The sequence below is a fragment of the Nitrosomonas sp. H1_AOB3 genome, from assembly GCF_015709435.1.
Taxonomy (GTDB): domain Bacteria; phylum Pseudomonadota; class Gammaproteobacteria; order Burkholderiales; family Nitrosomonadaceae; genus Nitrosomonas; species Nitrosomonas europaea.
On sequence record NZ_CP054389.1, the window covers coordinates 2,244,920 to 2,269,020 of the forward strand.

The following is a 24,101-nucleotide window of genomic DNA, read 5'->3' on the forward strand; positions in this document are numbered from 1 at the left end:
TCCAAACTTATGCGACTGACACCCGAACGACTGGATCTGCTGATTGCCGCCGTGCGCAAGATACTGCCTCTGCCAGCCCCGGCAGATATACTGCTACGGCAATTCTTTCAGGATCATCACCAACTGGGACAAAATGACCGGGGCATCATTGCGGAAGCCGTATTCGGGATACTACGGCGCCGTTTCTTTCTGGAAAAACTGGCAGGGAAAGCAACTGCCCGTGAACTGGTATTGGCTTATCTGACCAGATTTCAGGGCATGAATCTGCGGGAACTGGCTCCGCTCATTCGGGAAACAGAAATCAAATGGATCCAGCAAATCAAGGCAGTCAAACTGGAAGAACAGCCACTCTCCATCCGGGCAGAGTTCCCGGAATGGCTGGTGGAAAAACTGCAGAAATACCACTCGGATGAAGAAATTTTGCGCCTTGGTCAGACGCTGCAGCAGCCAGCTCCACTGGATATACGTGTCAACAGCCTGCTTGCCAAACGTGAAGAAATATTAGCTGCATTGGAACAACAGGGAATTGAAGCACAGCCCACCCCTTTTTCTCCCGTCGGGATTCGTATTACCGGGAAACCGGCAATCAACCGGAATACGTTGTTCCTCTCCGGAAAAATTGAAGTACAGGACGAAGGCAGTCAGCTTCTGGGGTTTCTGCTCGCGCCCAAACGAGGTGAAATGGTAGTGGATTTTTGTGCAGGTGCAGGCGGCAAGACATTGCTGCTTGGTGCGCTGATGCATTCTCGCGGCCGCTTGTATGCTTTTGATGTTTCTGAAAAACGACTCAACAATCTCAAACCACGTCTCAAACGCTCAGGATTATCCAATATCCATCCGCAGCGCATCGACAGTGAACGAGATTCCAAACTGAAACGGCTGGCAGGAAAAATTGACCGGGTAATGGTCGATGCACCATGCAGCGGACTTGGCACTTTGCGCCGCAACCCTGATTTGAAATGGCGACAAAGCCCGGAAAGTATCGATGAGTTGCAAAAGAAGCAAATGGCCATTCTCACGGCAGCAGCCAATCTGCTCAAACCGGGAGGCCGTCTGGTTTACGCCACCTGCAGCCTGTTACCGGAAGAAAATCAGCAGATTGTCGAGCGTTTTCTGGCAGATCATCCGCAATTCTCCATTCTCCATTGCGATGAGCTGCTTGCACAACAAAAAATCCACCTGCCTGATACCGGGAAGTTTTTACAACTTTCACCGCTTTACCACAATACCGACAGCTTTTTTGCCGCCGTGTTGGAACGCTCGGTATAACCAGGCCTAAAAACCAAAAAGGGGCCTTTTCTTTTTAAGGCCCCTTCAAGATGCAAGCAATAACGTAACGCAGCCGCTTGCAAAGTAAACTATTTTCTTGTTATTTCAGATCGTCGATACCGGCACCGAAATTGATATGGAATGCAGCACCGTCGATGACGAGTGCCGGAACCGATTTCACACCTGCTTTCTCTGCTTCAGCAATACGTGCTTTATCCGTGCCCAGATGAACAATTTCGACCGTATATTTTGAAGGATCAATAGCGTTGGCGACGGCCTGTTCAGCAGATACACATACAGGACAACCCGCATGATAAAAAATAGCTTTTGATGCCACGTTTTTCTCCTTGACTAAAAATAATTAAAACGACATTCTCTGAAGCGAAAACTTCCTGTCACCATTCGAAGCCAAGTAGACTCCGACCTTTTCCAGGAAACCCGCAGCTTGATTTTAACACATTAAATCAACGTAATTATATTCAAGGGTTTGCAGGCGTCATGCCTCAGTAAAGAGGGGGCGGAGGAGGATGGCCCGGAGGTGGGGGCGGGATAGATCTGCCCGAAGAAGAAGACGGACTGGAAGTCACCCCCTGGCCCATATTACCGCCCGACCCTTCGATCAATCCGGCAGAAACCGGCACACGATGGCCATTGGCATACATACACTGAATATAGGCAATATCATAACGTTCCTGACTGATGGAGCTCGAAGATTGTGCAGTACCACTACCCGCCAATCCTCCTCCCAGTAATCCCGTCCCTGCGCCAACAGCCGCCCCGCGCCCACCGCCCAAGGCGGCACCGGCTGCAGCACCCAGAGCAGCACCCAGGGCGGCACTTTCCATACCACTGGAAACTGCTGAATTCTTGGGCGTTTCATAATTGGTCTGCTGATTGGCAAACTGGCGACATAAATAATCATCGCCACGGAACTGATCGAAACTTTTACCAACGCCGGGAAGCACCATAACGCTCGGCCCAAGCGGAATATTCACACACGCTACAAGCGATACTGTTGCTGAAAGCACAATCAATCTGGAAAAATGGCGCATTACATACTCCTGCATTATTGAGCGGGTCGGGGGGGTATTTTTACCCAGCCACCCGGACAGCGTTCTACTTCTTCCGGATAATAACCGGCCGGATTTTCACAATAGTACCAGTAATTCGTAACAGCCGATTCGGGAGGGGGAGGTACCAGTCGGGCAGGTTGCTGTTGAATATAAACCGGCGGATCAGGCGGTACGACCACGACTGGAGGATAATAAACAGTAGGAGGATAGGCGGGCCAGTAAAAACGGCTGGCCGGATAACCATAACCGTAAGGCCGATAATAAGGTCGGCGGTAATAAGGATACGGCCGTCCGTAACCGAAGCTTCCGTAAATCCCGACATTACTGCCGGGGTAATTGTAATAGCCGTAAGATCCGAAAGTACTTGTCAGGCCCACACCCAGGGAAAAATTTCGTTTGCCTGAATAATGACCATGAGAGCGATTGTGATATCCATGTGAATGCCCGTGGCTGTAGCTCCAGGAAACACCACTTGCTATCATTCCGGCCAGAATCAGAGACAGATGAAACCAGTTCAGCCTTTTCACTCATTACTCCTCATATCCGTGGTACATTTATTTTGGAATCCCTCGCCGTATTGTCACTTAGGCCACGTCCTCTGACAAAGGTTTCATAAACCATCCAGTATACGCGCTCTGAAAAAGAACATGGATGCACGGATATTACTGGCGAAAACAGAAAGATACCTGCATCTTCCTGACCAGAAACGATGGCGTACATTTTTACTTTGAATCACAAATTTCCTGATAACTGATCCGGGGAGATATTTTGATGTCTGGATTGTTTAGTGCGCTTTCACGCGCGTCGGCTAATCTTTTCAACCCGCGCATGCTATGGCTGTGGAGCTGGCCGATGCTGGTATCGGCCATTTTCTGGTGGCTGATCGGCATGCTCCTCTGGACGCCGTTGTCCGGTTGGGTATTGACCATCATCCCGGCAGACACACTTCAAAACTGGCTGGAATCTTCACGTCTGCAAGTCATTGCCGATAGCGTGGAAAGCATCATCAACGTAATCATTTTTGTGACATTGGCAATCACCACGAGTCTGGTGATCACCGCACTGGTCACCATGCCGGCCCTGGTCAATTTTGTAGCGAAACGCTACTACCCCGATCTGGCCAGAATGCAGGGCGGAACAATCACCGGCAGCCTGCGCAATGTAATCTCAGCAATAGTAATTTTTTTCACCCTCTGGATAGTAACCATTCCTCTGTGGTTCACCGGAATCGGTCTGCTTGCCCCCTTGCTGGCTGCTGCCTATCTGAATCAGCGGCTGTTCTTCTATGATGCACTTTCCGAACATGCCAACAGCACCGAGCTGGATAAACTGTTTTCCACAGACCGGCCGGCACGCTGGAGCCTGGGTTTGCTAACAGGTCTGTTTCAATTCGTACCCTTCTTAAATTTTTTCGCCCCCACTCTGACTGCCTTGGCTTTCACACACTTCGAACTGGGCCGATTGGCAAAATTGCGTCATACAGCTGCCTAATCATCATGTAAGCCCTGCTTTCCTTCCTGTTTCTGCCGCAAAATAAAGTTTTTTCCGGGGTAGTCGATACCCAAAGATATCACACCAGGAAAAATCTGAAATGCCATACGGAAAACTGAGACTTCTGATTGCCGGTCACGCCAAAGCTGATGTAGAACGGTTATCTGCCGATTTCGGCCGTAATGGAGTGCAACTCACTTACCAGCATGTAAACAGCCTGTCTGATGTTCAGTCGGCACTGGATATATCAAGCTGGGATGCTGTCATTACCGAACACTCGATGACCGGATTGGATGCCATGCAGCTACTGGATCTGCTGAAAGCCTGTCATCAAACAATCCCTTTTATTCTGTACACCTCGGTAACGGATGAACAGGTGGTACTTCCCCTGTTGCGTAACGGAGCAAACGATTGTGTAACAAAAGGGCACTCGACACAGCTCATGCTGGCGATCGATCGCGAACTTGAATACCTCGATCTGAAACGCAGAAAGCGCCAGGCCGACAGTCATATCTACCGCATGACCTATTATGATGAATTGACCGGTCTGCCCAAACACAATCTCTTTCAGGAAAAAGCAGCATCGCTGCTGCCGGACAATGATGCGAACGATGGCATGATCGCTGCAGTTTATTTCATTGACGTCAATCGCTTATCACGCATCAACAGTAAATATGGTTACAGTATCAGCAATAACCTGATACAACAGCTGGCCAGCCGGTTATCCATCTATTCCAACAAGACCGGTATCCTGGCACGCATTGAAGGGGGTAATTTCGTTTTTCTCAAAACCGGCCTGACCAGCGCCGACCAGGCACAAACCTTTGCCAGTCAGTTGCTGAAACTCGCCACGACTCCTTTCATCATCAACCACCTCGAATTTTATATCACCCTGAATATAGGAATCAGCCTCTATCCGCGTGATGGCCGGGAAATCGAAGTACTGCTCGCCAATGCCGAAAATGCACTGTTTTCCACTAAAAGATCCTGGCCCAATACTTACAAATTCTATATCGGAGAAATGGGAGAAGCCTTATCGCAAAAAGCCAGAATCGAGCAATCATTACAACACGCCATCGATGATAAGGAGTTTATTCTGCATTACCAGCCGGTAATCGATCTCAAAACCGACAGTATTGTCGGCGCCGAGGCACTGGTTCGGTGGCAACACCCCGAGCTGGGATTACTTTCACCGGATAAATTTGTTTCCCTGGCAACCGAATCCGGCTCCATTATCAAAATCGGCAAACGGGTATTACATGAAGCCTGCAGGCAGGCTAAATGCTGGCAGGACAGCAATCATGGACCTGCTTTCGTTACAGTCAATATCTCTGCCATAGAACTGGATCAGCTTCAGTTAATCAAGCATGTTGCCGAAACATTACAGATAACGGGACTCGACCCTGCCAGGCTGGAGCTGGAGATCAGCGAATCCGTACTGATGCAGGATATCGATGGAAGTATCAGGATATTGAATAAATTAAAAGAAATGGGAATCAGGGTCGTAATGGACAACTTTGGCACCGGTTATTCATCGCTCAATTATCTGCGGCGCCTGCCTGTCGACACTATCAAGATCGGCCAGCCACTTGTTCAGGATATTGCCAGCCAATCTGATACTTCTGTGATCATCACAGCCATCGTCACACTAGCCCGGAATCTTGGCATGCAAATACGTGCAGGCAATGTTCAGTCACGCACACAACTGGATTTTCTGCAGAAAGCAAATTGCCATCACGTTCAAGGATTTCTGTTCAGCCCTCCTGTTTCCGCAGAGAATCTTTTACCCCTCATCGAACAATGCAAAACCGGAACCTTCGCATAATCCTGTTTCCAAAGCACCCTTGACCGGAGAAAATTGCTTTATCATTTCCGTTGTCCGGTACAGCGCCAACGGGCAGACAAATTTCACCCGTCTCGCCTTACTGGATTAACCAGACTATGAACGATATTTTTCAGGGGTAATAATGATCAACGTAAAGAAATTACTGAGTCTCGCACTTTCGGGATGGCTATTTCTATCCATGAGTGCCCAGGCTGCCGAAGAACAGGCAACGTCACACCACACAAACGCCGCTGATGTCACTACACTGGAAAAAATAGATACCCAGGTTGGGACAGGTGAAGAGGCGGATATTGGCAAAACCGCCAAGGTGCACTATACAGGCTGGCTGTATGATGCTGCTGCCGAAGGCCACAAAGGCAGAAAATTCGACAGTTCTTACGATCGTGGAAGTCATTTTTCATTCCTGCTCGGAGCCGGGCGGGTTATCAAAGGGTGGGATCAGGGTGTTATGGGTATGAAGGTAGGTGGCAAACGCACTCTGATCATTCCCTCTTCCATGGCGTATGGCTCACAAGGAGCCGGGCGGGTCATCCCTCCCAATTCAGCACTGGTATTCGATGTGGAATTGGTCGGCCTGGAATAATGGAAATGCAAACCCGGCAGCAAAAGGAAAGAAGACATTTTCCCTGCCGGTTTTTTACATTCACTGATATCCGATCAGACTCTTTTGCTTGTTTCCATCCAAGGATGGGATTTCTTCAAACCTTTTACCAGTTTGTGGTAGCAGGCTATCCGTTGTGAATTAAGCATCCCTTCCTGAGCTGCTTGCAATAATTTGCAACCTGGCTCTGCAATATGCCGGCAATCGCGGAATTTACACTGCCCCAGAAAAGGGCGGAATTCGATGAATCCCCGAGCCAGTGACTCTTCATCCAGTTGCTGCAGGCCGAATTCCTGAAAACCGGGGGAATCGATGATGCTGCTGTCAGCATCGAAATGAAAAAGGCGAACGTGGGTCGTCGTGTGCCGCCCGCTGTCCAATGCATCGGAAATTTCTGCAGTAGCCTGCTGTGCCCGTGGAACAAGTGCATTGAGTAACGTCGATTTGCCCACACCGGATTGCCCCGCCAGGAGACTGGTCTGCCCGCTCAACAGCGGAATAAGTGGCTGAACAGAGATTTTCGCACTGATCTCCAGTACGGGATACCCCAGCTCCCGATAAAACATCAGATGATGTGCAACAGCCTGCCTTTGTTCATCCTGACCAATCAGATCAATCTTATTCAACAGGATGAGTGGCCTGATTCCCTGACTTTCAGCCGCGACCAGGCAGCGATCGAGCAGCTCCAGATTACAACTGGGAACAACCGCCAGCACAAAGACCAACTGCGTGGCATTGGCTGCGATCAGTTTTTCACGAAAGATTTCGCTGCGATAAAAAAGGCTGGTGCGCGGCAAGGTAGTTTCAATAATTCCCTGGTCACCAGTCGCAGGAAGAATTTCAACTTCATCACCACACACCACCCCTTTTTTCTTCCCGCGTACGACACAGGAATAAATAGTGCCACCAGCGACCTCAACCTCAAAATGGCGCCCGTAAGCTGCGACCACTTTGCCGGTCAGAGATGTACCGGTTTTCTTCCTGTCAGCACCAACACTCAAGATTTAAACAATATGTCGACCTTCGCTGCACAGATGAAGTCATTTTCTGACAGTCCACCGATGGCATGTGTCATGTATTCGACACGACACCGATCATAGCCAACCATCATATCGGGATGATGGTCCTCGCGATGAGAAACCCAGGCAATCGCGTTTACAAAAGCCATGGTCTGATAATAGTTCTTGAAGGAAAAGGTCCGGCTGATCTTGTTATCTGCCAATTGCCAGCCCTGTTCCAACTGTTTCAGCAGCTTTTCAGCTTCTTCCTTCTCCAATGGGGGAATCCCTCCTTCACACGGCTTGCATTTCCGATCGGTCAGGTCACATACATTGGTCATACCTCGGCTCCTGTCGTAATCAATTTCTTGAGATGAGCAACCCGGATTGCCGCTGGCGGGTGGGAATCATAAAAAGCCGAATGCAGCGGATCGGGGGTCAGCGTGGCAGCGTTGTCCTGATACAGTTTAACCAGTGCCCGAATCATGTCTGCAGCAGAAGCCTGTTCGGCTGCGTATTCATCTGCTTCGAACTCATGTTTGCGTGAATAGATACTGGACAGTGGATGCAGCAGAAAGGTAAATACCGGCATCACCAGGAAAAACAGCAGCAGCGCCATGGCAGTCGAAGGTACCGCAGTCACCTGAACACCCAGCCCCTGATAAAACCATGGCTGCTGCATCAGATAACCCAGCACCCACAGAAACAGCAGGCTGACTGCAAATGACAGCACGATCCGCTTGATTACATGATGACGCTTGAAATGGCCCAGTTCATGTGCCAATACTGCTTCGATTTCCTCAGCCTCCAGACGATTCAGCAACGTATCGAAGAACACGATGCGTTTGGTTTTGCCAAAACCCGTAAAATAGGCATTTCCGTGACTGCTGCGGCGGGAACCATCCATGACGAACAATCCGCTGGATTCGAAACCACACTTCTGCAGCAGATTTTCAATACGCGTTTTGAGTGAATCGTTCTCCAGCGGTGAGAACTTGTTGAACAGCGGTGCAATCCAGTTAGGGTAAACTGCCAGCAGAAACAGATTGAAACTTATCCAGATCAGCCAAGTATAAAACCACCAGTTGTCCCCGGCTTTCTCCATCAACCACAGGACACTCAGCAACAGTGGCGCTCCCAGCAATGTGCCCAGCACATATTTTCTGACAAGATCAGCAAAAAACATGGTTCGAGTCATCTTGTTGAATCCGTACTGCTGCTCGATTACAAATGTGCGGTAATAACTGAAGGGGACTTCCACTATACTCGACAGGGCCACTACGCTGAAAATGAGCACCATCCCATGCCACAGCGAATCACTGAACCAGGTGTGCCAGAAACCGGACAGCCACTCCAGTCCACCACCCAGCGTAAGTACCAGCAACAAACCGGCGTGGAGCAGAATTCCCGGGAAACTCAAGCGTGCCTTGGCACAAGTATAATCTGCCGCTTTCTGGTGAGCAGCTAAATCGATCTGCGAGACAAATGCATCCGGAACCTGATTGCGGTGTGCCGTTATATGACGTATGTGTCGGGCAGCAAGCCACCATTGAGCCAGCGTGGTCAATATCAATGCAAGAATAAAAACAAGGGTAAAAGTGTGCATAAAACTGTCTGAAAAATTAAGTTCCTGAAATATCATACGACTGAAATTCGTACCCTTTGCACCTCTTTACCGGAAAACAGAGGAAAACAGCCCGGTTACGGCGAGTATACTTGCGTGTGACACAATCCAACCCTGAAAATTCACGCAACTGACATTTGAATTATGGCACAAGACAGTAACAACCTGATCTGGATAGACATGGAAATGACCGGTCTGAATCCAGGTACAGATCGCATCATCGAAGTTGCACTGGTCGTCACAGATGCACAGCTCAATACTCTGGCGGAAGCACCGGTACTGGTCGTTCATCAGCCGGACGACATTCTCAATGGAATGGACAAATGGAATCAGTCCACTCACGGTAAATCCGGTCTGATCGACAAAGTCAAAACCTCGATCCTGAGTGAAGCGGAAGTGGAATCACGCATGCTGGCATTCCTGGAACTTCACGTCCCGGCTGGCACTTCACCCATGTGTGGTAATTCCATCTGTCAGGACAGGCGTTTCCTGGCGAGATCCATGCCCAAACTGGAAAGCTATTTTCATTACCGCAATCTCGATGTCAGCACACTCAAAGAACTGGCAAAGCGCTGGAAGCCTGAAATCACCCAGGGATTCAATAAACAGGGCAAGCACGAAGCTCTGGCCGATATCTACGATTCAATAGAAGAACTCAAATACTATCGCCAGCATTTATTCAATATCTGAAAAAATCTGTATTGATCTGTAACGGGAGCCCAATGAATGACTCAACGCACCGCATTTACACTGACCGTCAGCCCCAAGATACCTGCACGTTTGTCTCGACTGGAGGAGCTGTCGAATAATCTCTGGTACAGTTGGGATCGCGCCACCCGCGCGCTGTTTTCCCGACTCGACCCGCAACTGTGGGAAGCTGTCGGGCACAGCCCCAAAGCTTTTCTCAGGCGAGTGGACGAATCATTGCTACTCCAGGCAGCAGAAGATCTGACTTTCCTCAGTCATTACAACAGCGTTCTGTCTGCTTATGATTCTTATCATTCAGAGCCTTCCCGCTACCAGGCCATCAATGGAATCGAAGCACGCGATCAGGTTGCTTATTTCTGTTTCGAGTTCGGTTTTCATGAGAGTCTGCCGGTTTATTCCGGTGGTCTCGGTATTCTGGCAGGCGATCATTGCAAAGCAGCAAGTGACCTGTGCCTGCCTTTTGTAGCAGTAGGATTGCTTTATCGGCAAGGCTATTTTTTTCAGACCATCGATGGCCAGGGCAATCAGCAACCTGTTTTCTGTGATTCAGATTTCGAGGATCTGCCGGTAAAACCGGCATTGCATGACGATGGCTCAGAGGTTCGGATATCGGTTCGTTTTCCTGGCCGGGTCGTCACCGTCAAAGTATGGCGGGCTCAAATCGGACATGTCAGTTTATATCTGCTTGATACCGACTTGCCGGATAACTCCGAATATGACCGCCTGATCACACACCAGCTTTACGGTGGCAATAAAACCATGCGCATCGAGCAGGAAATCATCCTCGGTGTGGGTGGTGTGGCTGCATTGAGAGCAATGGGTATCAAACCGACAATCTGGCACAGTAATGAAGGCCATGCCGCCTTTATGATGCTGACACGTGCACTCGAACTCGTACGACAGGGACTGGATTTCGCCAGTGCAACGGAAGCCGTCGCGGTCAATACCATCTTTACCACTCATACAGCTGTCCCGGCAGGCCACGACCATTTCCCGGAAGACATGATGCACCGTTATTTCGAGGATTTTTATCACGAGCTGAAAATTTCCCGGGAAGAGTTCATGGCGCTTGGCCATACTCCAGGCAATCATGATTTCAATATGACTGCGTTGGCAATCCGCATGTCACGTATGCACAATGGCGTCAGCAGAATCCACCGGGATGTTTCCGCCAATATCTGCCGCGATATGTGGCCGCAGATCGAGTCTGAAGAAAATCCGATTGATTACGTTACCAATGGCGTCCATGTACCGACATTTCTGGCACAGGAGTGGACTGATCTGTTTGATCGTCGACTTGGCTCCCAATGGCGCAGCAAGCAACATGCCCCCGAATTCTGGTCACGCATCCATGATATTCCCGATCATATCTTCTGGAGTGTGCGGCAGAGTCTGAAATCACAGATGTTTTACGGTATTCGTGCGCGCCTGACCGAGCAGAATTTACGCAATCATGGCTCTGAAGCTCATCTCGAACGGTTGCTCAGATTTGTCGACCCGATCAATCCGAATATATTGACACTCGGTTTTGCGCGCCGTTTTGCCACCTATAAACGGGCAACATTGCTGTTCCAGGATCTCGACTGGTTGCGCAAACTGCTGCTCGATGCAGCCAGACCGGTTCTGCTTATTTTTGCCGGCAAGGCCCATCCGGCCGATCTGCCGGGTCAGGCTCTGATTCGTCATATTCATCAGGTTGCAGACATGCCGGAATTCAGGGGACGTATCCTGCTGGTGGAAGGATATGATCTGCGTCTTGCCCGGCGACTGGTATCGGGCGTTGATGTCTGGCTCAACAATCCCATCTACCCGCTGGAAGCCAGCGGGACATCAGGCATGAAAGCCGGAATCAATGGCACACTCAATCTGAGCATACTCGACGGCTGGTGGGGAGAAGGCTACGATGGCAAAAATGGCTGGGGAATCAAACCCGTCTCCGAGAACATGGAAGATTCATTACGTGATGCCGAAGAAAGCCGAGCCTTCTACGAAATTTTGCAGGACCAGGTCATTCCGCTTTACTACGACCACAGTAAGTTCGGCTACTCGGCTGATTGGGTCAGAATGGCCAAAAATTCAATGGTTTCACTGTTACCGCGTTATGGAACCGGGCGAATGGTGGGAGAGTATGTTCAGAAGTTTTACGCGCCTGCCAGCCGGCAAGGTACTGGCTACAGTCAGGATAATTTTGCAATTGCCAGAAGCATTGCCGCCTGGAAAGCACGAATCAATGCAGCATGGGAGGGTGTAAGCGTACGGCGACTTGATACACCCGGCAAGCAGCTCGAATTTGGCAGCACCATGCATTTCAAGCTCGCAGTAAAATTAAACGGTTTGCAGCCTGAGGATGTAGTCGTGGAACTGCTGCTCTCCCGACAATATAACAAAACCAGACTCAGTCAATTCAAGCACTTTCGACTGGAATGTACCGGCCCCCTCGGATCGCACGAACATCAGTTCGAACTGAACCATGTACCGGAGTTGTGTGGCAGACAACAATACTATCTGCGTATCTACCCCTATCACCCGCTACTGACTCATTCCCTGGAAATGGGCAAGATGGTATGGTTGTAAATGCAACTAAGCAATCCTTGCGCCATGGCAGTGTGATTATGGCAACGTCAGCAGGAAATTATCGATCAGTCGCGTCTGATTCAGCCATGCTGCGCCCAGTATAACGAGGCTGGAATCGCTTGCTGCCACTGGCAGCAGCGTATGTTGCTGACGCACCGCAACATAATCGACCACCCAGCCACGCTTGCTCAATTTTTCGGCGGCAAGTTGTTCCAGCAGCGGAAAGTCCCGTTCACCTGAAGCGATGCTGTCTCTGATCTGTTTCAGGTGGTGTGCCAATTCGCCTGCCTCCTGCCGCCGGGCAGCATCGAGGTAATTATTGCGGGAACTGAGCGCCAGGCCATCCCCAGCCCGCACTGTTTCACCTGCAATGATCTCTACCGGTAAGTTCAGTTGATCAACCATTCTGCGAACAACCTGCAACTGCTGATAGTCTTTTTCACCAAACACAGCCACATGGGGCTGCACGATATTGAACAGCTTCAACACGACCGTCATCACTCCACGGAAAAAACCCGGCCGGCAAGCTCCTTCCAGGGTATCCGCCACGGGCGGGAGCAGCAGTTGAAATTCCTGCGGAACAGGATAGAGCGTTTTTTCATCCGGCATAAATACGATATCCGCACCCTGCTCCTCCAGCAACTGGCAGTCATCCGACCAGGTGCGGGGATAGCGGTCAAAGTCTTCATGCGGAGCAAATTGCAGACGATTGACGAAAATACTGACAACCGAACAACTGGCATGTTTCTGTGCAATCCTGACCAGAGACAGATGTCCGGCGTGCAGATTACCCATGGTCGGCACTAAAGCCACTGAAGCTTCATGCCTCAACCGTGCACGCAACGGCGCAATATCAGTAATGATTTCCATGGAAACGGCCTGTTCCTGACCTATCAGAACGTATGTTCATGTGCGGGAAATGCCCCAAGCTTGACTGCCTCGACATAATTGCTGACAGCGGTTTGAATACTGTCTGCGCTCATCATGAAATTTCTGACGAAACGCGGCAAAGTACCAGAGCTGATACCCAACATGTCGTGCAACACCAGCACCTGCCCGGAACACGCTGCACCAGCACCAATACCGATGGTGGGAATGGAAAGCAACCGGGTAATTTCCTCACCCAATACAGCCGGAATCAGTTCCATCAGCAGCATGGCTGCTCCTGCCTCTTGTAACAGGAGTGCATCTTCACGCAATTGTCTGGCATCATTCGGTGTTTTCCCCTGAACCCTGTAACCGCCCAACTGGTGAACAAACTGAGGCATCAATCCGATATGGGCACAGACCGGAATTCCGCGGCAGGATAAAAACTCTACGGTTTCGGCCATATGCTGCCCTCCCTCGATCTTGACCATCTGTGCGCCGGCAGCCATCAGCCGGACAGCATTCTCGAACGCCTCCTGCGGAGACACCTGGAACGTGCCAAAAGGCATATCGGCCATGATAAATGCCCTGTGGGTACCGCGTTCCACGCACCGGACGTGATAGATCATCTCATCCAATGTAACCGGCAAGGTGCTGGATTTCCCCTGCACCACATTCCCGAGCGAATCTCCCACCAGCAGAATATCGACCCCCGCCTCTTCCAATACCGCAGCAAACGTTGCGTCATAGCAGGTCAGTACCGCTATTTTCTCTCCCTGCTCGCAAGCATTCTGCAGCGTTGTAATCGTCATCCGTTTCGCAGCTGACTGATCCATCTAACTGGCTCCGACGTTGAAATACTCACGCGCGCTGCGCATCTGGTCGATACGTGCCAGCAGCATATCGAGATCGGCAAGGTTGTGTGCCAGATCGATATGCTCGCTGTTCACGATCATGACCGGCGTCTGATCATATTCATAAAAGAATCGCATATATCGCTCCGTCAACCGTCTCAAATAATCTTCCGATATACGCTGTTCCAGCGCGTTACCACGTTGTCTGATACGTCTGATCAGAATTTCGGGTGCCGCCTGCAGATAGATCACCAGATCAGGTCTGGGTGCATTCAGAGGCATGTGCTCGCGAATCTGCCGGTAAAGTCCATGCTCAGGCTCACTGAGCGTGACATCTGCAAACAACCGGTCTTTTTCAAACAGAAAATCGCTTATGACCGAGCGCGAAAAACCGTTCTCCCGTTCCATCGACTGTAATTGCTGCATACGCTGAATCAGGAAAAACAATTGTGTGGACAAGGTATGTCGTGACATATCCCCATAAAATTTTTCCAGAAACGGATTGGCTTCCGGCTGCTCCAGCATGAGCGAATAGTTCAGCCGGGTTGCCATATTACGGGCAAGGCTGGTTTTACCCGCACCAATGGGCCCTTCAACGACGATATAGCGACAGCGCTCCAGGTTCATGATGATGCAATACTCTCCAATGGTTGCTCTGCACATGCAGCAAGACACGCAACGGCCGAACCTCTCCCCGGAATCACGCAATCAGCCACGATTTCCAGCAGAGGCTGCAACACAAAGGCCCGTTCATGCATACGCGGGTGCGGCAGAACAAGTTTTGTATCATTGTGTTGCAAGTTCTCGAATAACAGAATATCGAGATCGAGGATACGCGGGGCATTGGGGAAAGTACGCACACGACCGCAAGCACGCTCGATTTCCAGCAGTGCATCGAGCAGGTGATGGGGTGTCAGACTTGTTTCCATCTGCACCACGGCATTGATGAAGTCAGGCTGATCAATGTGCCCGACCGGTGCTGTGCGATAAAGTGAAGAACGTTTTACCAGACGAGAGTGTTCCAGCCCGGCCAGCAGCATCATTCCGCGCCTGACCTGGGACAGGGGATTTTCGAGGTTACTGCCCAACGCGATGAAAACTTGGCTGACGGGTTCCGAATGCAAGGGAAGTATCATGAAATTTCCTGATTGGAGGATTCGATCTTTTCGCCTGCCGGTTTACTGCTGCGATGGCGTTTTCTGCGACGTTTGGCCGGGGCCTCCTGCAGCAACATCGCTTCGCGGGCAGCGTTATCGGTATTTTTGAATGTCTGCCACCACTGCCCCAATTCCTGGTCGACCTCCCCGCTTTTACAACGCAGCAGCATAAAATCATAGGCAGCCGGAAAATGTGGATGCTCCAGCAGCCGAAACGGCTTGCGCCCTGAACGTGCCTGAAATCTCGGCTGCATCGACCAGATATCATAAATGATACCGTCATGCCTGCGCGGAATGGCCAGCCGGCTGCGCTGAGTCGCCAGCACATCTCCCATCGCCCGGTGTAACGCAGGGATCATTTTTTCACTGGCCTTCAGATGAGTATCCCATACCGCCAGTACTTCATGCCACAGCAACGCGGCGAACAAAAATCCTGGTGAAACCGGTTTATCCTGCCGTACCCGCTCATCGGTATTTTTCAGCACCAGCGAAATGAACCGTTCACCCAGAGGTTGCTCCAGAATCACATCCAGCATCGGCAGCAATCCGTGATGCAGGCCACGGGCACGCAAATCTATCACGGCTGCCAGAGCATGGCCGGAAAACAGCAATTTCAGCATCTCATCAAACAGGCGTGCCGGCGGAACATTCAACAACAGCGGCGCCAGATCACCAATCGGTGCGGCAGTCCTGTCATCTATCTGGATACCGAGTTTGGCAGACAGACGCACCGCCCGCAGCATTCGCACCGGATCTTCCCGATAACGCTGTTCAGGCTCACCAATGATGCGCAGCCGCTTTGCCATCACATCCTCGAAGCCGTCGAGATAGTCGAGAATCTCCTCTGTGACCGGATCATAGAACAGGGCATTGATGGTGAAATCACGACGTCTCACATCTTCTTCCTGGCTGCCAAAAACATTGTCGTGCAGCAGTCGCCCGGTTGCATCCGTATTGGCTTGCACGTCTTCCGTCTCGACCAGATCATCCGCCATCTTGCCGCGAAAAGTGGATACTTCGACGATTTCACCTTTGCTGACGACATGTACCAGACGAAAACGGCGACCGATGATACGTGAGTGGCGGAAGACGGCGCGCACCTCTTCGGGTGTGGCATTGGTGGCAACATCATAATCCTTGGGTTTCAATCCCAGCAGCAGATCACGCACGGCACCTCCCACGACATAAGCGGAATAACCTGCCTGCTGCAAAGCCAGAGCAACTTTCAGCGAGCCCGAGCTGATACGATTGCGTGGAATACCATGCTGTTCACAGCTGATAATTCGGAATGCCGGATCAGCAACAACAGATTCAGTAGAGCCGAAGGAAAAAATACGGTGCAGAAATTTACGGATCATGCCTGGATGCAATTCCTATGAACAGCAAATTATACACTTGGTGACGAACCAGATTCTGATGAAACCTCGGAAAGTCCGGTAAGTAAAAAGCAAACAACCATACCGGCACATATACGTGGTACGTGGTACGTGGTACGCGGTACACGACAACACTGCATTCTGTCGGTTATTCACGTCGATATCCCAATAACCCCTGCAGGATACGTACGAAGTAGTAACACATCCAGTTCAGCGAACGCTTGATTCGCGAGCGGCTTTTCCAGGAATGCAGCGATACCGGGTAAGACTCCTCCAATGCCTGTTGCAGACTGCTCCGCAATTCCGCCGCAAATACCTGATCACTGATAACGACGTTGGCCTCACGCGCCAGTAACAGACTGAACGGGTCGATATTGGAAGAGCCGACAGTAGACCAGGCACTGTCAATAACGGCCACCTTAGCGTGCAGATACCCATGCCGGTATTCGTAAATACTGATACCGGCGTCCAGCAAGTGGCCATAGAGCGCGTGCATGGCGTAATGCTGCAAGCGGTATTCCGATTTTCCCTGCAGCAGAAGTATGACTGAAACACCTCGCTGTGCTGCCCGGGCAAGAGCCTGCCGGAAATGCTTGCCGGGAAGAAAATAGGCATTGGCAAGAATGATCTCCCTGCGCGCGACCGCAATCGACCTGAGATAGCAACGCTCGATACTGTGCCGGTTACGCAGATTATCCCTGATAACCAGCGATGCACGCTGACAACCTGCCGGCAGACGGCTGGCTATGACGGGTGAGCGGTTTGTCCAGCGTTTTTTGAAATACACCCATGCAACCAGCATCCACAGATGTCTTGCTGCAGCATGAATTTCTGCCAACAGCGGTCCTGTAATCTGGACAGCATAATCAAAGCGGGGAAATGAGGCATCAGACTCAGAGCAATCGTCAATGATGTTGATTCCCCCTACAAACGCCACGCTGGCATCCATTACTGCCAGTTTGCGATGCATGCGGCGCAGGCGGTAACGTTTGAGCCGGAATGAAAAAAATTCCTGCCGGTAGATCAGCACCTGCACACCCGCCGCAAGCATCTCCTGAATCATTATTCTGGACAGTCCGAGAGAACCGAATCCATCGATCAGCAGGTGGACGGCTACTCCGCGCTGCGCTGCCCGCTTGAGTGCGGCGGCAATACGGGCACCGGTTGCGTCATACTGAAAAATGTAGGTTTCGAGGTGGATTTCCTGCCTGGCGGAATCAATGGCCGATTCCAGTGCCGGAAAATACTCCGTACCGGAGTGTAATAACGTTATCTGATTACCTTCGACAAAATCGGGCCAACTCATGTACGCATGATATTAGCCGACAATACGGCATGATCGGAGATATGTGACCAGGGGCGATTATGCAAAATTTGGGCATTCTTCACCTGAAAACCACGAATATAAATCCGATCCAGGCGCAACAACGGCAAAACAGAAGGGAAACTGCGTGCTGCTTTACCGTGCGTATGCTGGAACACTTCAACCAGATTCAGGCGGCTGGCCAGAAGCGGGTTTGCCACCCCGCGCCAGTCATTGAAATCCCCTGCGACCACCAGTGGTGCATCAGGAGATACCAGTTGCCGGATACGCTTTTCTATTGCCTCCAGTTGCTGGCTCCGGCCGCGCCTGAATAATCCCAGATGTACACAAATGCAGTGCAGTGTGTCCTTCCAGCCGGGAATGGCCAGCTCACAATGCAGCAATCCACGACTTTCAAAACGGTGTGCCGAAATATCCTCGTTTTCCCAGTTCACAATGGGAAAACGGCTGAGAATGGCATTACCGTGGTGACCATGACCATAAATTGCATTCTTGCCATAAGCGAAATCCGACCACATCGAATCTGCCAGAAATTCATACTGGGTATTTCTTGGCCAGTCCCGGAAACGGGTCGCATGCAGTGCGTGTTCTCCGACCACCTCCTGCAAAAAAACGACATCCACATCCAGACCATGCAATTGATCACGTAATTCGTGCAAAATCAAACGCTGGTTGAAAAATGATAATCCCTTGTGGATATTGTAAGTGGCTATATGCAATGTTCGACCGGTCTCATGCTCCTCCCTGTTTTCAGGTGGAGAAATCGATCTGTCGAAATCAGCCGGTACTCTGGATATCGACATTATTTTGAGACTTCGAGCATTTTTTCCAGTGCCAACTTTGCCAGGCTAGCTTGCGGCTCCGGCACCCTGATCTGGTTGATCACACGACCTTCCGCCAGATTTTCAAGCGACCAGGCCAGATGTTGCGGGTCGATCCGTGCCATGGTCGAGCACATGCATACCATCGGCGACATAAACTGGATAATTTTTCCTTCTGCCTTGAATTCCTCGGCAATACGCCCAACCAAATTCAGCTCCGTCCCGACCAGCCAGTGGGTACCGCTTTTGGCAGCCCGAATAGTGTTGATGATGTACTCGGTCGAACCGACGTAATCGGATGCCTTACATACTTCAAAGCTGCATTCCGGGTGGGAAATGACCAGCCCATCAGGGTATTGATTACGAAAACGAAGAATATGCTGTGGCTGAAACATCTGATGCACCGAACAGTGTCCTTTCCACAACAGGATTCTGGCTTTCTCGATCTGTTCCGGCGTCAATCCTCCCATGGGCTCGTCGAAATCCCATACCGGCATTTCATCCGGCGACAACCCCATCTTGTATCCACTCCAGCGTCCCAGATGCTGATCCGGAAAAAATAACACTTTTTCACGCCGGGCAAATGCCCATTGCAAAATCTTCACCGCATTGCTGGAGGTACAGACGATCCCGTCATGCTGCCCGCAAAAAGCCTTCAGATCAGCACTGGAATTGATATAGGTCACGGGAGTGACTCGCTCGTCCGGATCGAGCACTTCTGCCAGCTCACGCCAGACTCGCTCCACCTTGGTAAGATTAGCCATATCCGCCATGGAGCAGCCGGCAGAAAGATCGGGCAATATGACAGTCTGTTCAGAGCTGGAAAGAATATCCGCTACCTCTGCCATGAAATGCACCCCGCAAAATACCAGGAACTCGGCATCAGTCCTGGCTGCAAGGTACGAAAGTTTGAGCGAATCCCCGGTCAGATCGGCATGACAGTAAACATCCGCACGCTGATAGTGGTGCGCCAGTATGATGGCACGCTTTTCCAGTTTCTGTTTCGCTGCCACAATCCGCCGGGCACATACGTCATCCTGCAGTAATTCGTAATTTTCGAAATCGATTGCGTTTGCTTGCATTTTCAATTCAGCTTTATTTATCGTGAACTATGACCATAATCACATTGAGATACTTATTCAAGCAGAAAGTGCAAATTTGTAAGAACAAAATTCTGCCGATCTGCCGTAAAACAGAGATTTCCAGTTTCGGATACCATAACCATTACGCTAACAGGGTTCTGTTATAATTTTGAAAAGCAGTCTGTTAACAGTGTGTTGCCTCTTCTCGGCCGTATTGCTCAATCGGAAGTAACCGGAAAAACAGTGTATGTTCGTAGCAAACCTTGTGCGGCAGGTGTTTTAACATGACACGCTCATTATTCCTGAAACCATCTGTGTGGCTAACCGTTTTACTTTTGCTTACTCTGTGGCTGGATAAAAATCTCCAGCGTCCGGATTCACAACAGGATAGCGGCACACAGCAGGAAATAGACTACATCATCGAGAATCTTGATGGGATACAGATCAATCACGAACTGAAGGTCAACCGTTTTTTTTCAGCTGACAAGCTGACTCACTATCCGGCAGGAGATATCACACAACTGGAACATATCGGTCTTATCAGCATTGAACCGGATAAACCTCTGCTCAGAGTAACTTCCGGTTGGGCCGAGCTGGCCGGGGGAGATAATGATATTTTTCTGACCAGGAATGTTGCCATCATCAGAGGTGAAGACAAGGATAAAGATAAAGTAACGATGCTGACCGATTTTTTGCATCTGATCCCGGATACGGATATCGCCAAAACCGACCAGCCCGTCACTGTCACTAGAATGAATAGCGTCATCAACGCCATCGGGTTATTCATGAACAACCAGACTGGTGAAATTCTGCTGCAATCGCGGGTCACTGCACATGATGATCGTACGCCGCGCACTACCCGTTAATTCCCAGCCTCACCCGTACAGATGTTAATTTCCTGGATCAGTACAGAACAAACCAGATGAAAAAATATAATTTACAAGCAGCACATAGATATTTTGGGCTGTTCAACATGGCATGGCCGAATAGAGCCATCTTTTCAAGCTTCCTCGGCTTATTTCTCATATTTTTCTCAAGTATCGTCTTGGCTGAACGTGCCGATCGAGACAAACCGATTCATCTGGAAGCTGATCACGCCACGGTCGAGGATTACAAACGCAAAGGAGAGTTTCGTACCAGTATATTTACCGGCAATGTCGTCCTGACACAGGGCACACTTGTCCTCCGGGCAGATAAAGTGATCATGAAGGAAGATGCTGCCGGTTACCGATATGCCACGGCGTATGGTGATCTGGTCAGTTACCGCCAGAAACGTGATGGCATCAATGAATATGTCGAAGCGTGGAGCAAACGCGCAGAATATGATGACAAAACCGACAAAATTGAACTGTTCGGAAGCGCACGCCTGAAACGCGGAGCCGATGAAGTGGAAGGGGATTATATTTCCTACGATATAGCAAGTGATTTTTTCCAGGTATCTGGCCGGCAACAATCGGAAAACGACAAGAACTCCGATCACAGGGTACGTGCCGTGATTCAGCCGAAAGCAAAACAATCCGATACTGAAACAGGGAAGTGAAATCACCGGAGAATACGTCAGATGCGGATAATGTATGAGTGAATTACGAGCCGAAAATCTGAAAAAAAGTTATCAGTCGCGTACGGTAGTAACTGATGTATCTTTTTCTGTGCGCAGCGGTGAGGTTGTTGGTCTGCTCGGCCCTAACGGTGCCGGAAAAACAACCTGCTTTTACATGGTAGTCGGACTGGTTCCATTGAATGGGGGAGAAATCTTTCTGGATGAGCACAATCTGAGCCGATTGCCGATCCATCAACGTGCCCGCCTGGGGCTGAGTTATCTTCCCCAGGAAGCCTCTGTTTTCCGCCGGCTCTCGGTCGAAGAAAACGTTCTCGCGGTACTGGAGTTGCAGCAGCTTCAAAAAGATGAAATTCAGCGGTATCTGGATGAGTTGCTGCACGATCTGCATATCAGCCATCTACGCGAAAGTTCGGGCATGAGCTTATCGGGTGGCGAACGGCGACGTGTGGAAATCGCACGAGCGCTGGCATCCCGGCCGCGCTTCATCCTGCTGGATGAGCCTTTTGCAGGGGTGGATCCGATCGCTGTCATGGATATCCAAAGAGTCATCGGCTTTCTCAAATCTCGCGGCATCGGTGTACTGATAACGGATCACAATGTCCGGGAAACCCTCAAAATCTGTGACCGGGCCTATATCATCAGTGGAGGAACTGTACTGGCCAATGGAGCCCCTGCAGAAATCATCACAGATGAACGTGTCAGGGAAGTATATCTGGGCGAAAATTTCAGGCTCTGACAAGACATGAAACCAACCCTGCAACTCAAGCTCAACACCGGACTTACGCTGACACCGCAATTGCAGCAATCCATCCGGTTGCTGCAATTGTCTACGCTTGAGCTCAATCAGGAAATCACTCGTCTCGTACAGGAAAATCCCCTGCTCGAGCTGGATGAAGGGATCGATCGGGATGAATTTGAAACCGAAGGACAGGATATTTCACTATCACCTCCGAATTTGCCTGCTGCAGCAGAAAGCGATGAAATCCCGGAAATCGGGAAAAATACGGATATCCAGAATGACTGGCCGGATGACCCGTTGTACCCCGATCAGGAACTTTTTTTCGATACACGTGGGCGGGGCAATGGTAGTGATGAAGATCATGACCAGGATTTCTCCCGCTTGATCAGCAAACCTGTCAGTCTGCGGGAACACCTGCTCTCACAAATCAGTCTGGGGCAATACTGTGAGCGCAGCAAGAAAATCGCCGAACTGTTGGTGGACAGCCTCAATGATGATGGATACCTGGCTCAGGATCTGGACGAGCTTGCCGGATTGCTGCCGCCCGAACTGGGAATCAGTACCGCAGATCTGGAATCAGCCCTGGATTACATTCAGCAACTGGATCCGTCCGGTGTAGGCGCGCGCAATCTGCAGGAATGTCTGTCCTTACAACTTGCGGCATTACCGGACAATACGCCACTGCGAGATAAAGCGCTCAAGCTGGTAAACGAGCATCTGGAAAGTTTTGCCGCTAAAAATTTCCAATTACTCAAAAAAGTGCTTGACTGTAACGAGGCCTGCCTGCAATCGATCTACCAGCTGATTACTCGACTCAACCCCCGACCCGGTGATGATTTCAATGCGACAACGGCACGGCATGTCATCCCAGACGTAATCGTGACCAAATCAGACAGTGGCTGGGGAGTACGGCTCAACTCGGATTCGGTTCCGCGCGTGCGCATCAACAGCTTGTATGCCGGTATTTTGAAACACCATCGCACTGAAGCAACCCGGATGCTGATGGGTCAGTTGAAAGAAGCACGCTGGCTGGTCAGGAATCTCGATCAACGAATGGATACCATACTTCGGGTCAGTCAGGCGATCGTCGATTGTCAGCAAGCTTTCCTGGAACAAGGTGAAACTGCCGTACGCCCCCTGGTCATGCGCGAAATCGCCGCGACGCTTGGACTGCATGAATCGACCATCTCGCGTGTCACGACCCAGAAATACATGTGGACGCCTCACGGCATTTTTGAACTCAAGTACTTTTTTGGCAGCCATATCCCCGCTGAAGCAGGGGAATCACATTCAGCCATCGCCATCCGTGGATTGATCAAACGGCTGATTCAGGATGAAGATCGCAGAAAACCGCTCAATGACAATCAGATTTCGCAGATGTTGGCGCAGCAGGGTATCGTTATTGCTCGCCGTACGGTTGCAAAATATCGGGAGTTCATGCATATTCCCCCGACTAATTTACGCAAAACGCTCTAGGGAAGTTCTAAAAATAGTAAGCAACGGCTAGGAAAAGCGAGACAAGGCGAGAAAACCCGGTTTACATTCGGTAAATGCATTTTTCTGCCTGATTTCATCACTGCCTGGCTGGGGGTTGCTTTTGAGCTTCCCTAGAGTATCTTTGCACACGATCCCCTCATATAAGGAGAAAGAATGAATTTGAATCTCACCGGCAATCATGTAGAAATTACACCTGCCATGCGCGACTATGTTTTGTCCAAAATTGAGAGGATTACACGTCATTTTGACAATATCATCGATATCAACGTGATCCTTTCCGTAGATAAACTCAAACAAAAAGCCGAAGCTACAGTCAATCTGCGTGGCAAGGAAATTTTTGTTGAAGCGGATGGTCTCGATATGTATGCCTCGATTGATAACCTGGTAGATAAGCTTGATCGCCAGATCCTTAAATATAAGGAAAAAAATATTGATCGACGTGATAATCAAGGTGGATTGAAAGATCAGGAATTTGAACAATCCGAGTAAGGCCATCTTTCTCCGTATCTTTGCAAAAAACGACAGCAATAATGCTGGAAGAATAAAACGGGGCAACGCCTGCCCAACAGTCACCAGAATCGTGCTGTCTGACACATCCGATCTGCAGAACTGCTGCAACAGGCCCGGGCACCTGAGAAA

At 50.2% G+C, this 24,101-nt stretch carries 25 protein-coding genes; 11 read left to right on the forward strand and 14 right to left on the reverse strand.

Annotated elements, in window-relative coordinates; translation table 11 throughout:
- The first annotated feature begins 9 nt into the window (after positions 1–9).
- Positions 10–1,269: an RsmB/NOP family class I SAM-dependent RNA methyltransferase gene (locus HRU73_RS10535; protein ID WP_287398657.1), complete on the forward strand. Its 1,260-nt coding sequence runs from the start codon at positions 10–12 to the stop codon at positions 1,267–1,269.
- A gap of 100 nt (positions 1,270–1,369) precedes the next feature.
- Here HRU73_RS10535 and HRU73_RS10540 read toward each other — a convergent pair whose 3' ends face one another.
- The 3 genes from HRU73_RS10540 to HRU73_RS10550 form a co-directional block, all read right to left on the reverse strand.
- The gene (locus HRU73_RS10540; RefSeq protein ID WP_011110736.1) at positions 1,370–1,606 is read right to left on the reverse strand and encodes a thioredoxin family protein; all 237 of its coding nucleotides are present in this window, start codon (positions 1,604–1,606) and stop codon (positions 1,370–1,372) included.
- Between the two features lie 166 nt (positions 1,607–1,772).
- A complete protein-coding gene (locus HRU73_RS10545; RefSeq protein ID WP_287398658.1) occupies positions 1,773–2,321 on the reverse strand; it encodes a glycine zipper family protein in 549 nt (182 codons plus the stop codon).
- Between the two features lie 14 nt (positions 2,322–2,335).
- Complete coding sequence (locus HRU73_RS10550) at positions 2,336–2,869, reverse strand: hypothetical protein (RefSeq protein WP_287398659.1); 534 nt, start codon at positions 2,867–2,869, stop codon at positions 2,336–2,338.
- A gap of 244 nt (positions 2,870–3,113) precedes the next feature.
- Here HRU73_RS10550 and HRU73_RS10555 point away from each other — a divergent pair, with 244 nt between their 5' ends.
- The 3 genes from HRU73_RS10555 to HRU73_RS10565 all read left to right on the forward strand — a co-directional run bounded on the left by HRU73_RS10555 (position 3,114) and on the right by HRU73_RS10565 (position 6,262).
- Positions 3,114–3,833, forward strand: a complete 720-nt coding sequence (locus tag HRU73_RS10555; RefSeq protein WP_287398660.1) for an EI24 domain-containing protein — start codon at positions 3,114–3,116, stop codon at positions 3,831–3,833.
- Positions 3,834–3,933: 100 nt separating this feature from the next.
- Positions 3,934–5,658, forward strand: coding sequence for a GGDEF domain-containing response regulator (locus tag HRU73_RS10560; protein WP_287398661.1), 1,725 nt, complete (start codon positions 3,934–3,936; stop codon positions 5,656–5,658).
- Between the two features lie 142 nt (positions 5,659–5,800).
- Positions 5,801–6,262: an FKBP-type peptidyl-prolyl cis-trans isomerase gene (locus HRU73_RS10565; protein WP_287398662.1), complete on the forward strand. Its 462-nt coding sequence runs from the start codon at positions 5,801–5,803 to the stop codon at positions 6,260–6,262.
- A gap of 74 nt (positions 6,263–6,336) precedes the next feature.
- Here the strand turns inward: HRU73_RS10565 and rsgA are convergent, their stop codons facing one another.
- The 3 genes from rsgA to HRU73_RS10580 are packed head-to-tail and all read right to left on the reverse strand — an operon-like array spanning position 6,337 to position 8,884.
- Positions 6,337–7,281: a ribosome small subunit-dependent GTPase A gene (rsgA, locus tag HRU73_RS10570; RefSeq protein ID WP_287398663.1), complete on the reverse strand. Its 945-nt coding sequence runs from the start codon at positions 7,279–7,281 to the stop codon at positions 6,337–6,339.
- The gene (locus HRU73_RS10575; RefSeq protein ID WP_287398664.1) at positions 7,278–7,619 is read right to left on the reverse strand and encodes a 4a-hydroxytetrahydrobiopterin dehydratase; all 342 of its coding nucleotides are present in this window, start codon (positions 7,617–7,619) and stop codon (positions 7,278–7,280) included. Before HRU73_RS10575 ends, rsgA begins: the two co-directional genes overlap by 4 nt.
- A complete protein-coding gene (locus tag HRU73_RS10580; RefSeq protein WP_287398665.1) occupies positions 7,616–8,884 on the reverse strand; it encodes a M48 family metallopeptidase in 1,269 nt (422 codons plus the stop codon). The genes HRU73_RS10575 and HRU73_RS10580 overlap by 4 nt, the downstream gene beginning before the upstream one ends.
- Positions 8,885–9,046: 162 nt before the next feature.
- On the opposite strand from HRU73_RS10580, the gene orn reads away from it, so the two are divergent.
- Positions 9,047–9,592 carry an oligoribonuclease gene (gene orn, locus HRU73_RS10585; protein ID WP_011110727.1) on the forward strand — a complete coding sequence of 182 codons (546 nt, stop codon included), beginning with the start codon at positions 9,047–9,049 and terminating at the stop codon, positions 9,590–9,592.
- A gap of 36 nt (positions 9,593–9,628) precedes the next feature.
- On the forward strand, positions 9,629–12,184 hold the full coding sequence (gene glgP, locus HRU73_RS10590; RefSeq protein WP_287398666.1) for an alpha-glucan family phosphorylase: 2,556 nt from the start codon (positions 9,629–9,631) through the stop codon (positions 12,182–12,184).
- A gap of 36 nt (positions 12,185–12,220) precedes the next feature.
- On the opposite strand, the gene panC is transcribed toward glgP, so the two are convergent.
- The 8 genes from panC to nadA all read right to left on the reverse strand — a co-directional run bounded on the left by panC (position 12,221) and on the right by nadA (position 19,665).
- Positions 12,221–13,054, reverse strand: coding sequence for a pantoate--beta-alanine ligase (panC, locus tag HRU73_RS10595; protein WP_287398667.1), 834 nt, complete (start codon positions 13,052–13,054; stop codon positions 12,221–12,223).
- 23 nt (positions 13,055–13,077) lie between these two features.
- A complete protein-coding gene (gene panB, locus HRU73_RS10600; RefSeq protein WP_287398668.1) occupies positions 13,078–13,887 on the reverse strand; it encodes a 3-methyl-2-oxobutanoate hydroxymethyltransferase in 810 nt (269 codons plus the stop codon).
- Positions 13,888–14,532 carry a deoxynucleoside kinase gene (locus HRU73_RS10605; protein ID WP_287398669.1) on the reverse strand — a complete coding sequence of 215 codons (645 nt, stop codon included), beginning with the start codon at positions 14,530–14,532 and terminating at the stop codon, positions 13,888–13,890.
- Positions 14,529–15,041, reverse strand: coding sequence for a 2-amino-4-hydroxy-6-hydroxymethyldihydropteridine diphosphokinase (folK, locus tag HRU73_RS10610; RefSeq protein ID WP_287398670.1), 513 nt, complete (start codon positions 15,039–15,041; stop codon positions 14,529–14,531). The genes HRU73_RS10605 and folK overlap by 4 nt, the downstream gene beginning before the upstream one ends.
- On the reverse strand, positions 15,038–16,420 hold the full coding sequence (gene pcnB / locus HRU73_RS10615) for a polynucleotide adenylyltransferase PcnB (protein WP_287398671.1): 1,383 nt from the start codon (positions 16,418–16,420) through the stop codon (positions 15,038–15,040). The genes folK and pcnB overlap by 4 nt, the downstream gene beginning before the upstream one ends.
- A 166-nt stretch (positions 16,421–16,586) precedes the next feature.
- A complete protein-coding gene (clsB, locus tag HRU73_RS10620; RefSeq protein ID WP_287398672.1) occupies positions 16,587–17,744 on the reverse strand; it encodes a cardiolipin synthase ClsB in 1,158 nt (385 codons plus the stop codon).
- A complete protein-coding gene (locus tag HRU73_RS10625; protein ID WP_287398673.1) occupies positions 17,741–18,565 on the reverse strand; it encodes an endonuclease/exonuclease/phosphatase family protein in 825 nt (274 codons plus the stop codon). The genes clsB and HRU73_RS10625 overlap by 4 nt, the downstream gene beginning before the upstream one ends.
- Positions 18,565–19,665 carry a quinolinate synthase NadA gene (nadA, locus tag HRU73_RS10630; protein ID WP_287398674.1) on the reverse strand — a complete coding sequence of 367 codons (1,101 nt, stop codon included), beginning with the start codon at positions 19,663–19,665 and terminating at the stop codon, positions 18,565–18,567. The genes HRU73_RS10625 and nadA overlap by 1 nt, the downstream gene beginning before the upstream one ends.
- 284 nt (positions 19,666–19,949) lie before the next feature.
- Here nadA and lptC point away from each other — a divergent pair, with 284 nt between their 5' ends.
- The 5 genes from lptC (at position 19,950) to hpf (ending at position 23,951) form a co-directional block, all read left to right on the forward strand.
- Positions 19,950–20,531, forward strand: coding sequence for an LPS export ABC transporter periplasmic protein LptC (gene lptC / locus HRU73_RS10635; RefSeq protein ID WP_287398675.1), 582 nt, complete (start codon positions 19,950–19,952; stop codon positions 20,529–20,531).
- Between the two features lie 107 nt (positions 20,532–20,638).
- Positions 20,639–21,205, forward strand: a complete 567-nt coding sequence (gene lptA, locus HRU73_RS10640; RefSeq protein ID WP_287398676.1) for a lipopolysaccharide transport periplasmic protein LptA — start codon at positions 20,639–20,641, stop codon at positions 21,203–21,205.
- A 34-nt stretch (positions 21,206–21,239) separates the two neighbouring features.
- Positions 21,240–21,962 (forward strand): LPS export ABC transporter ATP-binding protein, encoded by a 723-nt coding sequence (gene lptB / locus HRU73_RS10645; RefSeq protein WP_287398677.1) that lies wholly within the window; start codon positions 21,240–21,242, stop codon positions 21,960–21,962.
- 6 nt (positions 21,963–21,968) lie between these two features.
- Positions 21,969–23,441 (forward strand): RNA polymerase factor sigma-54, encoded by a 1,473-nt coding sequence (locus tag HRU73_RS10650; RefSeq protein ID WP_287398678.1) that lies wholly within the window; start codon positions 21,969–21,971, stop codon positions 23,439–23,441.
- Positions 23,442–23,615: 174 nt separating this feature from the next.
- A complete protein-coding gene (gene hpf, locus HRU73_RS10655) occupies positions 23,616–23,951 on the forward strand; it encodes a ribosome hibernation-promoting factor, HPF/YfiA family (protein ID WP_011110713.1) in 336 nt (111 codons plus the stop codon).
- Positions 23,952–24,101 lie beyond the last annotated feature (150 nt).